The organism is Acidovorax sp. SDU_ACID1, assembly GCF_045291395.1.
GTDB lineage: Bacteria > Pseudomonadota > Gammaproteobacteria > Burkholderiales > Burkholderiaceae_C > MR-S7.
The window spans coordinates 5087328-5100435 of sequence record NZ_CP152342.1 but is presented as its reverse complement, the minus strand read 5'-3'; the positions used below and the strand labels follow the sequence as shown (position 1 = coordinate 5100435).

The following is a 13108-nucleotide window of genomic DNA, read 5'->3' as shown; positions in this document are numbered from 1 at the left end:
GCCTCCAGCGCTTGCTGGTAAAGCGCGAGCAGCTATTCTTTTTGAACAGCTGCCTGCCCCGCCACCATGCGCAGCCCCTCGCGCGCGCGGGCCAGCACCTCGCCGCCATGCGCCGCCGCGTAGACCACGCAGGCCGCGTGCGAGAACTGCGGCGCCCCGCGCACCAAAAACAGCGCCCCGCGCGCGATGTGCGGCGCCACGATGGCCGCTCGGAAATAGCCCGCGCCGCCCACGCCCAGCAGGTAGCCCAGCGCCAGCGGCCCGAGCGACACCGACACCGGCGCATTCGACAGCTCCGCGAATGCCGCCTGGTGGCTGGCCGCGAAGCTCGGCCCCCAGTCCACGTAGAGGTAGCGCCGCGGGTCCAGCCCGCCGTCGGGCGCGGTGGTCACCATGACCAGCTTTTCCTCCAGCAGCAGCTCGCACACCAGCCCCGGGCGCGGCGGCGGGTTGTAGAGCACGGCGAGGTCCAGCGTGCCGTCCTCCACGCGCTCCAGCAGGCGCTCTCGCGGCTCCACGTCGGCGCGCAGCGCCACCTCGGGGCAGACGTGGTGCATCCACACCAGCCAGTCGGACAGCAGCGGCTGCCAGATGCTGGGCTCCGCCCCCACGCCGATGCCGTGCGCGCGCCCCGGCGGCAGCGCCACCTGCTGGCGCGCGCGCTCCCAGCCCTGCACCAGGCCCGTGGCGTGGCGCACGAAGCGCTCGCCCGCGGGAGTGAGCCGCGCCCCGGCCTTGTTGCGCACGAAAAGCGGCCGGCCCAGGTGCTGCTCCAGCGAACGCACGCGCGCGCTCACCGCCGTCTGCGTCAGGTGCAGCCGCTCGGCCGCCGCGGCGAAGCTGCCGCAGTCGGCAATGGCCAGGAAGGTGCGCGCCAGGTCGATGTCCATGCGATGAATGCAAAACTTTTGCAGGCAAATCCCATGATATTTCGTTTGCCTGCACTGAACCGCCGCCGCATCATGGCCCCATGCACGACAGCCTCCCCGCCACGCCCCTGTGCCGCCTGCTCGGCTGCCGCCACCCGCTGCTGCTCGCGGGCATGGGCGGCGTGTCGCGCTCCGAGCTGGTCGCCGCCGTCGGCGAGGCCGGCGGCTTCGGCTTCCTGGGCATGGTGCGCGAGCCGCTGGCCCTGATCGAGCGCGAGGTGGCCCAGGTGCGTGCGCGCACCGATGCCCCTTTCGGCGTGAACCTGATCCCCGCCGCCACGCCCGCGCCGCTGCTGCAAGGGCAGATCGACCTGTGCATCGCCCTGCACGTGCCCGTCGTCGGCCTGTTCTGGGACGTGGACGCGGATGTGATCGCGCGGCTGCGCGCGGCGGGCATCACCGTGGTGCACCAGGTGGGCACGGTGCAGGACGCGCTGCAGGCGCAGGAGGCGGGTGCGCAGGCGCTCATCGCCCAGGGCGTGGAAGCGGGCGGCCACGTGCGCGGCCGCCTGCCGCTGGCCGAGCTGCTGGCCCAGGTGCTCGCCGTGGCGAGCGTGCCCGTGGCCGCAGCCGGCGGGCTGGCCGACGGGCGCGGCGTGGCGCGCGTGCTGGCCCAGGGCGCGCAGGCCGCCGTGCTGGGCACGGCCCTGATCGCCACGCACGAATCCTTCGCCCACGACTTCCACAAGCAGCGCCTGGTGGCCGCCCAGGCGGGCGACACGGTGCTGACGGAGGATTTCCACATCAACTGGCCGCCCCACGCCGCCGCGCGCGTGCTGGCCAGCAGCGTGACGCGGCGCGAACGCGGCGACCCTTTCACCGGCGCACGCACCGTGGTCGGCGACGAGGAGGGCCGGCCCATCTACCTGTTCAGCACCGATTCGCCGCTGCGCTCCATGACCGGCGACTTCGAGGCCATGGCGCTCTACGCCGGGCAGGGCGTGGGCCAGGTCCAGGCCGTGGAGCCCGCCGCCGGCACCGTGCGCCGCATCCTGGCCGAGGCGGCCGCGCACGCACGGCTGCTGGACGATGCGCCGGTGGCGGTGGCCTCGCCCGTCTGCTACGCCGCCGATGCCGAGCGCGAGCGCAACGCCCCGGTCATCGCACGCCTGGACGAACTGCTGGAGGCCGAGCGCGCCGGCGCCCGCGTCACGCTGCGCAGCAGCGCCGAGGCGCAGGACCAGGCGCTGCGCGCGCTGATCGACGCCATCCACCGCGACGAGGTGCGCTGGTGCGGCCTGCTGATGCAGGCCATCCGCACGCTGCAGGGCACGCCCAGCGCGCGCACCGGCGACTTCTACGACAAGGCCATGGCCGTGGCCGACCTGCGCGAGCGCATGGCCTTCCTCAACCGGGGCCAGGGCTGGGTGGCGCGCAAGCTGCGCGAGCTGCTGCCGCTGGTGGAGGACGCGGGCATCCGCGCCGGGCTGCAGGAGATGCTGCGCTCGCACGAGGAGAACCTGGACAAGGTGAACGCGCAGCTACGGAAAGAGTAGCTGCTCGCGCTTTTCAGACAAGCGCTTCAGCCCGTTTTGACCACTTTCTGCCAGGAGCGCCAGAACGCCGGCTCCTGCGTGTTGCCGAAGTTGATGCGCATGAGCGTGCAGGGCTGGCGCGTGGCGTGGAACAGCGCGCCGGGAGCGATCAGGTAGCCCTCGTCCAGCATGCGGTGGGCCAGCATGTCGGTGTCCACACCCGTCTCCACCCAGCCGAACATGCCGGCAGGCTCGGCCGCGAAGGTGCAGCCCGCCTCCAGCGCGAGCTGCACGCTGCGCGCGCGGGCCTGGGCCACGCGCTGGCGGATGCGCTCGGCGTGGCGGCGCAGCTGGCCCTGGTCGATGCACAGCGCCAGCGCCTTTTCCAGGATGGAGGGGGTGGTGAGGGTGGTCAGCAGCTTGGTGTCCAGCATGCGCTCGACCAGCTCGGGTGGCGCGGCCATGTAGCCCACGCGCCAGTTGGGCGCGAGGATCTTGGCGAAACCGTTCACGTAGATGGTGCGGCGCAGCCCGTCGAGCGTGGACAGGCGCGTGGCGTGGTCGGGCGCGATGTGGCCGTAGGTGTCGTCCTCGACGATGTGGAAGTTGTGCCGCTGGGCGAGCTGCAACACCTGGTGCGCGCTGGCCGGCGACAGGCTGTAGCCCGTGGGGTTGTGCAGCACGCTCACGCTCACGAACAGCTTGGGCGCGTGCAGCTCGCAGTAGCGCGCCATCACGGCGAGGTCCGGCCCCTCGGGGCCGCGCGGCACGGGCAACACGCGCATGCCCAGGGCGTCCAGCCGCGCGAATTCCACGCTCCAGCCGGGCTCCTCCACCATCACCGGGTCGCCCGCCTTGAGCAGCGTGCGGCTCACGATGTCCAGCGCGTGCGTGGCGCCCACGGTGGTCATGATCTGCTCGGGCTGCGCGGAGATGCGGATGTCGGCCATGCGCCGCGCCAGCGCCTCGCGCAGGCCGGCATCGCCCATGGGCTCGCCGTAGCTCAGCGAGCCGCCCTGCAGCGCCGGGCTGGCGGTGATCTTGCGCACGGCGGCGGGCAGGAAGCGCGCCTCCTCCAGCCAGCCCACGGGCAGCACGCCCGAGCCGGGCTGGGGCTTGTCCGACGCCTGGTAGAACATGCCGCGCATCAGCGCCGTGGCGTTGATGCGCGAACCCGACAGGCGCACGCCGATGGTGCCCAGCGGCGAGGCCGCCCTTGCTCCTGAAGGCATAGCTGCCAGCGCTTGCCCCTCCTGCGCTGGAGCCGTTTTTTGCACGATGTCGCGCACATAGAAGCCGCGCTGGCGCCGCGCCTCCACCAGCCCCTGGGCCAGCAGCTTGTCGTAGGCCGCCACCACGGTGTAGGGGCTCACGCCCTGCTGGCGCGCGCACTCGCGCACCGAGGGCAGGCGCGCCCCGGCGGGCAGCAGGCGGGTGCGGATGCGCTCGGCGAAGCGCTCGGCGAGCTGTTCGGTCAGGGTCAGCATGGCTGTGTCAGTGGGTTGGCCTGTACAGTTGGTGCGTGTGTGGGGTTAACTGTACCGGTTCTGTAATGGCATTCACCCTACAGTGCGGCTTCCACCCTACCGCCGACGCTCCCATGCCACTGGTTGAATTCACCGCCCTGCTGGTGCTGGCCACCGCGATGAGCTTCACGCCCGGCCCGAACACCACGCTGTCCACGGCCCTGGCCGCCAACCGCGGCCTGCCCGCCGCGATGCGCTTCGTGGTGGCTGTGCCCGTGGGCTGGAGCGCGCTGCTGCTGGTGTGCGCGGCGGGGCTGGGCGCGGTGGTGATGGCCGTGCCCGCGCTGCGCTGGGCGATCAAGGCCGTGGGCATCGGCTACCTGCTGTGGCTGGCGCTGCGGCTGGCGCGCTCGGCCCGCCTGTCGGAGGCCGACGCCGCCCGCCTGTCCGTGGGCTTCTGGGAAGGCGCGGCGCTGCAGTTCGTGAACATCAAGGCCTGGCTGCTGGCGCTGACCATCGTGGCCGGCTGGATCGTGGGGCGCGAGGACCACCTGCAGCGCCTTGCCATCGTGGTGCCGGTGATGGTGGCCTTCGCCTTCACCAGCAACCTCACCTATGCCGCCATGGGCGCGCTGCTGCGCCACTGGCTGGCGCACGGCCGGCGGCTGCTGTGGTTCAACCGCGCCATGGCCGCCGTGCTGGTGGCGACGGCGGTGTGGATGGTGGCCGCATGACGGCCCGCGCCGCTGCGACGGAACCCTCCGCCCAGGAATCGCGTGGCCTGCTGCTCGGCCTGCTGGGCGTGGCCATCTTCGCCCTCACGCTGCCCATGACGCGGCTGGCCGTGGGCACGCCCGAGGCGCCGCTGATGTCTGGCCTGTTCATCGCCATGGGCCGCGCGGCCGTGGCAGGGCTGCTGTCGGCCGCGCTGCTGCTGACGCAGCGCGCCCCGCTGCCCGCGCGCACCGACTGGTGGCCGCTGGCGGTCACCGCGCTGGGCGTGGTGTTCGGCTTCCCGCTGCTCACCTCGGTGGCCATGCGCCACGTGGGCGCGGTGCACGCAGCGGTCATCATCGGCCTGCTGCCGCTGGCCACCGCCGCCGTGGGCGCGCTGCTGCACCGCCAGCGGCCCAGCACGGCGTTCTGGGCCTGTGCGCTGCTCGGCTCGGCGCTGGTCGTCGTCTTCGCGCTGCTGCGCTCGGGCCAGGACGGGCTGGCGCTGCACCCGGCCGACCTGCTGCTGATGGCGGCCGTGGCATGCGCCGCCGTGGGCTACGGCTATGGCGCGCGGCTGTCCCAGCGCATGCGCGCCGACGCGGTGATCTGCTGGGCGCTGGTGCTGTCGCTGCCTGTCACGCTGCCGCTGGGCGCGCTGTCGTGGCCGCGCACGGCGCTGCCGGCGGCGGCCTGGGTGGGGTTCGCCTACGTGGCGGTGTTCTCGATGTGGCTGGGCTTCTTCGCCTGGTACCGGGGCCTGGCCCTGGGCGGCACCGTGCGCGTGAGCCAGGTGCAGCTCGCCCAGCCCTTCATGAGCATGCTGTTCGCCGTGCCCCTGCTCGGCGAATCGCTGGACGCGGTGAGCGTGGGCTTCGGCCTGGCGGTGCTGGCCACCGTTGCCCTCGGTCGGCGCATGCCCGTGGCCCGCGGAAAATAGTGGATTGTTGATGGAGATGACTGAATGACGAACTGGACCCTGGCCGCACGCGCCGAGAAGATGAACCCCTCGGTGATCCGCGAAATCCTCAAGGTGACCGAGAAGCCCGGCATCATCAGCCTGGCGGGCGGGCTGCCCTCGCCCAAGACCTTCCCCGTGCGCGAGTTCGCCGAGGCCTGCGCCGCCGTGCTGGGGCAGGACGGCGCCTCGGCCCTGCAGTACGCGGCCAGCGAGGGCTACGGCCCCCTGCGCCAGGCCGTGGCCGACTTCCTGCCCTGGCAGGTCGACCCCGACCAGGTGCTGATCACCACCGGCTCGCAGCAGGGCCTGGACCTGGTGGCCAAGGTGCTCATCGATTCCGGCAGCCGCGTGCTGGTGGAAACGCCCACCTACCTGGGCGCGCTGCAGGCCTTCACGCCGATGGAGCCCCACGTGGTGAGCGTGGCGAGCGACGACGAGGGCGTGGTGGTCGAGGACTTCGCGGCCCAGGCCGGCACGGGCGCGGACAGGGCACGCTTCATGTACGTGCTGCCCAACTTCCAGAACCCCACGGGCCGCACCATGAGCGACGCGCGCCGCGCCGCGCTGGTGGCCAAGGCGGCCGAGCTGGGCGTGCCGCTGGTCGAGGACAACCCCTACGGCGAACTCTGGTTCGACCAGCCCCCGCCCGCGCCGCTCACCGCGCGCAACCCCGAGGGCTGCATCTACCTGGGCAGCTTCTCCAAGGTGCTGGCGCCCGGCCTGCGCCTGGGCTTCATCGTCGCGCCCAAGGCGGTGCTGCCCAAGCTGCTGCAGGCCAAGCAGGCCGCCGACCTGCACACGCCCGGCTTCAACCAGCGCATGGTGGCCGAGGTGATGAAGGGCGGCTTCCTGGAGCACCACGTGCCCACCATCCGCGCGCTCTACAAGCAGCAGCGCGACGCCATGCTGGCCGCGCTGGAGCGCGAGATGGCGGGTCTCTCCGTCACCTGGAACCGCCCCGACGGCGGCATGTTCCTGTGGGTGCGCCTGCCCGAGGGCATGAGCGCCATCGACCTGCTGCCCGCAGCCGTGGAGCGCAACGTGGCCTTCGTGCCCGGCGCGGCCTTCTATGCCGACGAGGCCGATACGCGCACGCTGCGCCTGTCGTTCGTGACGGCCAGCCCGGCGCAGATCGACGCGGGCATTGCCGCGCTGGCCGCCGCTATCCGCGCAACAACTCCCTGAGCGGCTGCGCCGCTTCCCCTCTCTCTACGCGCTGCGCGCTACGGGAAGGGGGACGCCGCCCGTGCGGCGGGGCGGCCCTTGCACGGCGGCCCTGGCTTGGGGCGCGCCAGTTTCACAGGTGGTGGGTCATGCATAGTGCTCTGGAAAATTGAAATGAAACAACGCCCCTTCATGCAGGTCGACGTCTTCTCGCCCACGCCCTACCTCGGCAACCCGCTCGCCGTGGTGCTGGACGGGGAGGGCCTCGCCGACGCCGAGATGCAGCGCTTCGCGCGCTGGACCAACCTGTCGGAGACCACCTTCCTGCTGCCGCCCACGCAGCCCGGCGCCGACTACCGCGTGCGCATCTTCACGCCCGGCGGCGAGCTGCCGTTCGCCGGCCACCCCACGCTGGGCAGCTGCCACGCCTGGCTGGCCGCGGGCGGCCAGCCGATGCAGCCCGGCCGCGTGGTGCAGGAATGCGCCAAGGGCCTGGTGCCGTTGCGCGTGGACGCGCAGGGCGCCCTGGCCTTCGCCGCCCCTCCCAGCCTGCGCCGCCCCATCACCGAGGAGCAGCTGGCGCCCGTGCTGCGCGCACTGGGCCTGGAGCGCAGCGACGTGCGGGCCTGCCAGCAGCTCGACAACGGCCCCAACTTCTGGGCCCTGCTGCTGGACGACCCGGACCGCCTGCTCGCCCTGCAACCCGATCTGGCCACGCTGCACGCCCTGGGGGTGGAAGTGGGTCTGGCTGCGCTCTACCCGCGCCCGCCCGTGGCCCTGATCGGCCGCGCCAGCCGCGAGGCGCGCGCCTTCGCGCAGGCCGCGCCCACAGCGCCAGCACAGCCCGACCTGGAGGTGCGCGTGTTCTTCCGCACCGGCGCCACCGTGCGCGAAGACCCCATCACCGGCAGCTTCAACGCCAGCCTGGCGCAGTGGCTGCTGGGTGAAGGCCACATCCAGGCGCCCTACCGCGCCAGCCAGGGCGTGGCCCTGGGAATGGAAGGCCTGGTGCAGGTGGAGCAGGAAGGCGCCACCGTGTGGGTGGGCGGCCACGTGGCCCCCTGCGTGCACGGGGAGGTCTGGCTGTGACCGATGCATCCTGCTGCCCCGGCATCGACCACCTCGTGGTGCTGGCCGCCGACCTGCGCGAAGGCGCCGACTGGTGCCGCCGCACGCTGGGCGTGGACCCGGCCAAGGGCGGCGAGCACCCGCTCATGGGCACGCACAACCGGCTGCTCAACCTCTCCAGCCCCGCGCACCCGCGCAGCTACCTGGAGATCATCGCTATCAAACCAGGAGCATCCAGCGCACGCCTCATGGGCGCGAGACGCTGGTTCGACATGGACGACCCGGCCCTGCACGCGCAGGTGGCCCGCAGCGGCCCGCAGCTCATCCACTGGGTGGCCTGCGTGCCAGACATCGCCGCCTGCCATGCAGTGCTGGCCGCGCGCGGCGTGGAGCGCGGCGAGGTCATCACCGCCAGCCGCCCCACCTCGCTTGGCCTGCTGGAATGGCGCATCACCGTGCGCGAGGACGGCCAGCGGCTCATGGACGGCTGCCTGCCCACGCTGATCGAATGGGACGATCGCCACCCCTGCCACGGCCTGCCCGACAGCGGCGTGCAGTTGCAGTCGCTGCGCCTGCAGCACCCGCAGGCCGCCGCCCTGGCGGACGCCTGCGCCAGCGCCGGGCTGCGGCACGTGCCCGTGGACTGGGCCGGCGCGCCCCGCCTGGCCGCCACGCTGCACACGCCGCTGGGGCCCGTGTGCATCGCCAGCCATCCCACCGAATGCCACCCATGACCGACACCTCCCTGCCCACACTGGCCGACATCGAAGACGCCGCACGCACCGTCTACCAGGAATTCCAGCCCACGCCCCAGTACCGCTGGGGCCTGCTCGGCGAACGCCTGGGCACGGAATGCTGGGTCAAGCACGAGAACCACAACCCCGTGGGCGCGTTCAAGATCCGCGGCGGCCTGACCTACTTCGGCCAGATGGCCCAGCGCGGCGCGCTGCCGCGCGAGGTCATCAGCGCCACGCGCGGCAACCACGGCCAGAGCATCGGCTGGGCCGCGCGCCGCCACGGCGTGGCCTGCACCATCGTCGTGCCGCACGGCAACTCGGTGGAGAAGAACGCCGCCATGCGCGCGCTGGGCGTGCAGCTCGTCGAGCACGGCGAAGATTTCCAGGCCGCGCGCGAGCACGCCCTGCACCTCGCCGCCGAGCGCGGCGCCCACATGGTGCCCAGCTTCCATGCCGACCTGCTGCGCGGCGTGGCCACGTACTGGTGGGAGTTCCTGCGCGCGGTGCCGCACATGCAGGTGGCCTACGTGCCCATCGGCCTGGGCTCGGGCGCCTGCTCGGCCGTGGCCGCCAAGCGCGCGCTGGGCCACCGCGTGCGCCTGGTCGGCGTGGTGAGCCGGCACGCCACCACCTATGCCGACTCCTTCGCCGCCGGCCAGGTGGTGGCCGCGCCCGTCAGCACCCGCATCGCCGACGGCATGGCCGTGCGCGTGGCCGATCCGCAGGCGCTGGCGCTGCTCATGCCCCACCTGGATCACCTGGTGCAGGTGGGCGACGACGAGGTGGCCGCCGCCATGCGCGCCCTGTTCACCGACACCCACAACGTGGCCGAGGGCGCGGGGGCCGCTGCCTTCGCCGCAGCCCTGCAGGAGAAGGACGCGCTGCGCGGGCAGTGCGTGGGCGTGCCGCTCACGGGCGGCAATGTGGATGCCGCGCTGTTCGCACAGGTTTTGGCAGGCGAAACTCCTGCCCCCGTGTAAGCCGCTTGCGCCAGGGTTTTCCCGGCAATCGATTTCATTGACCAAAATTTCCCGCGCGGCGTTTGACGCGCGGTGCGCCGCGCCAACACCATTGCCTCCGCCGCCGCACGTCCATGCGGCGCAGGAGGCAAACGCATGCAGCGATGGAGACAACGCCCCGCCGGTTCCAACTGGGGCGATTTCGGGCCCGACGACCAACTGGGCCGCGCCAACCTGATCGGCCCCGAGCAGGTGCGCAAGGGCGCTTGGGAAGTGCGCGAAGGCGTGAGCCTGTGCCTGTCGCTGCCGCTGGACTACCCCGGCGGCAACGGCCTGAACCCGCGCCGCCACCCGCCCGTGCTGCGCCCCACGCGGCGCGGCGACGTGCCCTACGTGAACTTCCCGCTGGGCCACGTGTACGCGGGCGCCACCGACGTGGTGAGCGACGACCAGGTGCTGCTGTCGCTGCAGTACTCCACGCAGTGGGACTCGCTGGCCCACGTGGGCGCGCTGTTCGACCCGGAGGGCGACGGCCGCCTGCACACCACGTACTACAACGGCTACCGCGGCCACGAGCACATCCTGGGCCCGCAAGACCACGGCCTGCCCGCGCGCGGCGAGGACGGCGCCCCCGCGCGCTACCAGCCCGTGTGCTGCGAGGGCCGCCCGCCGGATGAAAGCGTGGCCCGCGCGCTGGGCGTGGAGCACCTCGCCGTCAAGGGCATGCAGGGGCGCGGCGTGCTCGTGGACCTGGAGCGCGCCTACGGCATGGACTTCCGCGACATCGGCTACGACGAACTCATGCGCGCCATGGAGCGCAGCGGCGCCACCGTGGAGCCCGGCGACATGCTGCTGCTGCGCACGGGCTTCGCCGAGCTGGTGCTGTCCATGCAGCGCCAGCCCGACGCGCACCGGCTGCACCACAGCTGCGCGGCGCTCGATGGCGGCGACGAGAAGCTGCTGCAATGGATCACCGACAGCGGCATCGCCGCCCTGATCGCCGACAACTACGCCGTGGAGCGCCACCCGCCCCGCCGCGTGCCCGAAGACGGCTCGCCCTACCCCGTGCTGCCGCTGCACGAGCACTGCCTGTTCAAGCTGGGGCTGCCGCTCGGCGAGCTCTGGTACCTCAAGGAGCTGGCCGACCGGCTGCACGCCAGCGGCCGCACGCGCTTCCTGCTCACCGCCCCGCCGCTGCGCCTGCCCGGCGCCGTGGGCTCGCCCGTCACCCCCATCGCCACGCTTTGACCCTCACCACTATCAGGAGACAACCATGCACCCCTCTTCCACCCCCGTCCGCCGCGCCTGCCGCGCGCTGTGCGCCGGCCTCGCCCTGCTGGCCACGGCGGCCGGCGCGCAGAACGCGCAGATCTCCGACGACGTCGTGCGCCTGGGCATCCTCACCGACCTGAACGGGCCGTTCGCCGACATCACCGGGCCGGGCAGCGCCGCCGCCATCCAGATGGCCATCGACGACTTCGGCGGCCAGGTGCTCGGCAAGAAGATCGAGCTGATCGTGGCCGACCACCAGAACAAGGCCGACATCGCGTCGAGCAAGGCGCGCGAGTGGTTCGACACCGGCAAGGTGGACGCGATCATGGACGTGGCCGTCTCCGCCCCTGCGCTGGCGGCACTGGAGATCGCCAAGCAGAAGCAGAAGGTCATCATCTTCAACGGCCCGGGCCTGGACCGCCTGACCAACGACCTGTGCATGCCCAGCACCGTGCACTACGTCTACGACACCTACGCCCTGGCCAACGTGACGGCCAGCGCCATCACCCAGCGCGGCGGCAAGGACTGGTTCTTCGTCACCGCCGACTACGCCTTCGGCCACAGCCTGCAGGAGCAGGCCAGCGCCGTGGTGACGGCCCAGGGCGGCAAGGTGCTGGGCGCGGCCAAGCACCCGATCGGCGCGACCGACTTCGCCTCGTTCCTGCTGAGCGCGCAGAGCAGCAAGGCCCAGGTGGTGGGCCTGGCCAACGCGGGCGGCGACACGGTCAACACCATCAAGGCCGCGCGCGAATTCGGACTGACCCAGGGCAAGAACAAGCAGACCCTGGCCGGCCTGCTCATGTACATCAACGACGTGCACGCCATCGGCCTGCGCACGGCCGCGGGCCTGATGCTCACCGAGGGCTTCTATTGGGACATGAACGACGAGACGCGTGCCTGGTCCAAGCGCTACTTCGAGAAGATGAAGAAGATGCCCAACATGAGCCAGGCGGGCGCCTACTCGTCCACCATGCACTACCTCAAGGCCGTGCAGGCCGCCAAGACCGACGACACCGCCAAGGTCATGGCCCAGATGAAGGCCACGCCCATCAACGACTTCTTCGCCAAGAACGGCCGCATCCGCGAGGACGGGCGCATGGTGCACGACATGTACCTGTTCGAGGTCAAATCCCAGGCCGAGTCCAAGTACCCGTGGGACTACTACAAGCTTGTCGCCACCGTGCCGGGCGACAAGGCCTTCCTGCCGCTGCCGCAGTCCAAGTGCCCGCTGGTGAAAAAATGAGCACGGCCCTCATCGTCGGCGCCACGGGCGTCGTCGGCCAGGCCTGCCTGCGCCACTTCGCCAGCCTGCCCGGCTGGAACGCCATCGGCGTGGCGCGCCGCGCCATCGCGCCGCCGCCCGGCGCGCAAGCCCTGCAGCTCGACCTGCAGGACGGCGCCGCCTGCGCCGCCGCGCTGGGCGGGCGCGACGACATCACCCACGTGGTCTACGCCGCCGTCTACGAGCAGCCCGGCGGCCTGGTGGGCGGCTGGCGCGACCAGGAGCAGATGCGCATCAACCTGGCGATGCTGCGCAACGTGGTCGAGCCGCTGGACCGCCCCGGCGGCCCGCTGCGCCACGTGACCATCATGCAGGGCGGCAAGGCCTACGGCGTGCACATCCACCCGCAGATCGCCGTGCCCGCGCGCGAGCGCTGGCCGCGCGACGCGCACGAGAACTTCTACTGGCTGCAGGAGGACTTCCTGCGCGAGCGGCAGGCGCGCTCGGGCGGTGCGTGGCACTTCAGCATCATGCGCCCGCGCATCGTCTTCGGCGACGCCATGGGCAGCCACATGAACCCGATCCCCGCGATCGGCGTCTACGCTTGGCTGCGCCACGAGCAGGGCCTGCCGCTGGCCTACCCCGGCGGCCCGGCGCGCGTGAACCAGGCCATCGACGCCGACCTGATCGCCCAGGCCTGCGCCTGGGCCGCCGAATCGCCCAACGCACGGGGCGAGACCTTCAACCTGGACAACGGCGACGTGTTCGTCTGGCAGAACGTCTGGCCCGCCATCGCCGACGCGCTGGGCATGGCCGCGGGCGCGCCCGAGCCGCAGTCGCTCGCCGCGCTGCTGCCCACGCAGCAGCCGGCGTGGGAGCGCATCGTGGACAAATACCAGCTCGCTGCGCCGCGCGACCTCGCGTCCTTCATCGGCCAGGGCGCGGCCTATGCCGACTTCCAGATGAACCACGGCCGCGAAGGGCCGCTGGCGCCGGTCATCATGAGCTCGGTGAAGATCCGGCAGGCGGGCTTCCACGCCTGCATCGACACCGAGGACATGTTCCGCAAGTGGTTCAGGCGGCTGCAGGAGCGCCGCCTGCTGCCGGACGCGGCCCGGGCGCGCGCCGGGTAGCTACCAAA

The 13108-nt window shown here is 72.1% G+C and carries 12 protein-coding genes; 10 read left to right on the top strand and 2 right to left on the bottom strand.

Features of this window, described 5'->3' with window-relative positions; genetic code table 11:
* Positions 1–32: 32 nt before the first annotated feature.
* Complete coding sequence (locus tag AAG689_RS24735) at positions 33–890, bottom strand: LysR family transcriptional regulator (RefSeq protein ID WP_406624212.1); 858 nt, start codon at positions 888–890, stop codon at positions 33–35.
* Between the two features lie 80 nt (positions 891–970).
* Between AAG689_RS24735 and AAG689_RS24730 the strand changes: the two genes are divergently transcribed.
* Positions 971–2425 (top strand): nitronate monooxygenase, encoded by a 1455-nt coding sequence (locus AAG689_RS24730; RefSeq protein WP_406624211.1) that lies wholly within the window; start codon positions 971–973, stop codon positions 2423–2425.
* 26 nt (positions 2426–2451) lie between these two features.
* On the opposite strand, the gene AAG689_RS24725 is transcribed toward AAG689_RS24730, so the two are convergent.
* Entirely contained in the window at positions 2452–3891 is a 1440-nt protein-coding gene (locus AAG689_RS24725) for a PLP-dependent aminotransferase family protein (protein WP_406624210.1), read from the bottom strand.
* A 113-nt stretch (positions 3892–4004) separates the two neighbouring features.
* Here AAG689_RS24725 and AAG689_RS24720 point away from each other — a divergent pair, with 113 nt between their 5' ends.
* The 9 genes from AAG689_RS24720 to AAG689_RS24680 all read left to right on the top strand — a co-directional run bounded on the left by AAG689_RS24720 (position 4005) and on the right by AAG689_RS24680 (position 13100).
* The gene (locus tag AAG689_RS24720; RefSeq protein WP_406624209.1) at positions 4005–4604 is read left to right on the top strand and encodes a LysE family translocator; all 600 of its coding nucleotides are present in this window, start codon (positions 4005–4007) and stop codon (positions 4602–4604) included.
* Entirely contained in the window at positions 4601–5524 is a 924-nt protein-coding gene (locus AAG689_RS24715) for a DMT family transporter (RefSeq protein WP_406624208.1), read from the top strand. Before AAG689_RS24720 ends, AAG689_RS24715 begins: the two co-directional genes overlap by 4 nt.
* Before the next feature lie 24 nt (positions 5525–5548).
* Positions 5549–6730, top strand: coding sequence for a PLP-dependent aminotransferase family protein (locus AAG689_RS24710; RefSeq protein ID WP_406624207.1), 1182 nt, complete (start codon positions 5549–5551; stop codon positions 6728–6730).
* Positions 6731–6883: 153 nt separating this feature from the next.
* Positions 6884–7798 (top strand): PhzF family phenazine biosynthesis protein, encoded by a 915-nt coding sequence (locus tag AAG689_RS24705; protein WP_406624206.1) that lies wholly within the window; start codon positions 6884–6886, stop codon positions 7796–7798.
* A complete protein-coding gene (locus AAG689_RS24700) occupies positions 7795–8511 on the top strand; it encodes a VOC family protein (protein WP_406624205.1) in 717 nt (238 codons plus the stop codon). The genes AAG689_RS24705 and AAG689_RS24700 overlap by 4 nt, the downstream gene beginning before the upstream one ends.
* A complete protein-coding gene (locus AAG689_RS24695) occupies positions 8508–9494 on the top strand; it encodes a threonine dehydratase (protein ID WP_406624204.1) in 987 nt (328 codons plus the stop codon). Before AAG689_RS24700 ends, AAG689_RS24695 begins: the two co-directional genes overlap by 4 nt.
* A 135-nt stretch (positions 9495–9629) precedes the next feature.
* On the top strand, positions 9630–10721 hold the full coding sequence (locus AAG689_RS24690; protein WP_406624203.1) for a cyclase family protein: 1092 nt from the start codon (positions 9630–9632) through the stop codon (positions 10719–10721).
* Between the two features lie 25 nt (positions 10722–10746).
* Positions 10747–11988, top strand: a complete 1242-nt coding sequence (locus AAG689_RS24685) for an ABC transporter substrate-binding protein (protein WP_020229914.1) — start codon at positions 10747–10749, stop codon at positions 11986–11988.
* Positions 11985–13100 carry an SDR family oxidoreductase gene (locus AAG689_RS24680; RefSeq protein ID WP_406624202.1) on the top strand — a complete coding sequence of 372 codons (1116 nt, stop codon included), beginning with the start codon at positions 11985–11987 and terminating at the stop codon, positions 13098–13100. Before AAG689_RS24685 ends, AAG689_RS24680 begins: the two co-directional genes overlap by 4 nt.
* The last annotated feature ends 8 nt before the right edge of the window (positions 13101–13108 follow it).

Bases quoted from the DNA above. Each gene is read 5' to 3' on its own strand.
- AAG689_RS24735 (WP_406624212.1), bottom strand. From the start codon at position 890: ATGGACATCGACCTGGCGCGCACCTTCCTGGCCATTGCCGACTGCGGC.
- AAG689_RS24730 (WP_406624211.1), top strand. From the start codon at position 971: ATGCACGACAGCCTCCCCGCCACGCCCCTGTGCCGCCTGCTCGGCTGC.
- AAG689_RS24725 (WP_406624210.1), bottom strand. From the start codon at position 3,891: ATGCTGACCCTGACCGAACAGCTCGCCGAGCGCTTCGCCGAGCGCATC.
- AAG689_RS24720 (WP_406624209.1), top strand. From the start codon at position 4,005: ATGCCACTGGTTGAATTCACCGCCCTGCTGGTGCTGGCCACCGCGATG.
- AAG689_RS24715 (WP_406624208.1), top strand. From the start codon at position 4,601: ATGACGGCCCGCGCCGCTGCGACGGAACCCTCCGCCCAGGAATCGCGT.
- AAG689_RS24710 (WP_406624207.1), top strand. From the start codon at position 5,549: ATGACGAACTGGACCCTGGCCGCACGCGCCGAGAAGATGAACCCCTCG.
- AAG689_RS24705 (WP_406624206.1), top strand. From the start codon at position 6,884: ATGAAACAACGCCCCTTCATGCAGGTCGACGTCTTCTCGCCCACGCCC.
- AAG689_RS24695 (WP_406624204.1), top strand. From the start codon at position 8,508: ATGACCGACACCTCCCTGCCCACACTGGCCGACATCGAAGACGCCGCA.
- AAG689_RS24690 (WP_406624203.1), top strand. From the start codon at position 9,630: ATGCAGCGATGGAGACAACGCCCCGCCGGTTCCAACTGGGGCGATTTC.
- AAG689_RS24685 (WP_020229914.1), top strand. From the start codon at position 10,747: ATGCACCCCTCTTCCACCCCCGTCCGCCGCGCCTGCCGCGCGCTGTGC.
- AAG689_RS24680 (WP_406624202.1), top strand. From the start codon at position 11,985: ATGAGCACGGCCCTCATCGTCGGCGCCACGGGCGTCGTCGGCCAGGCC.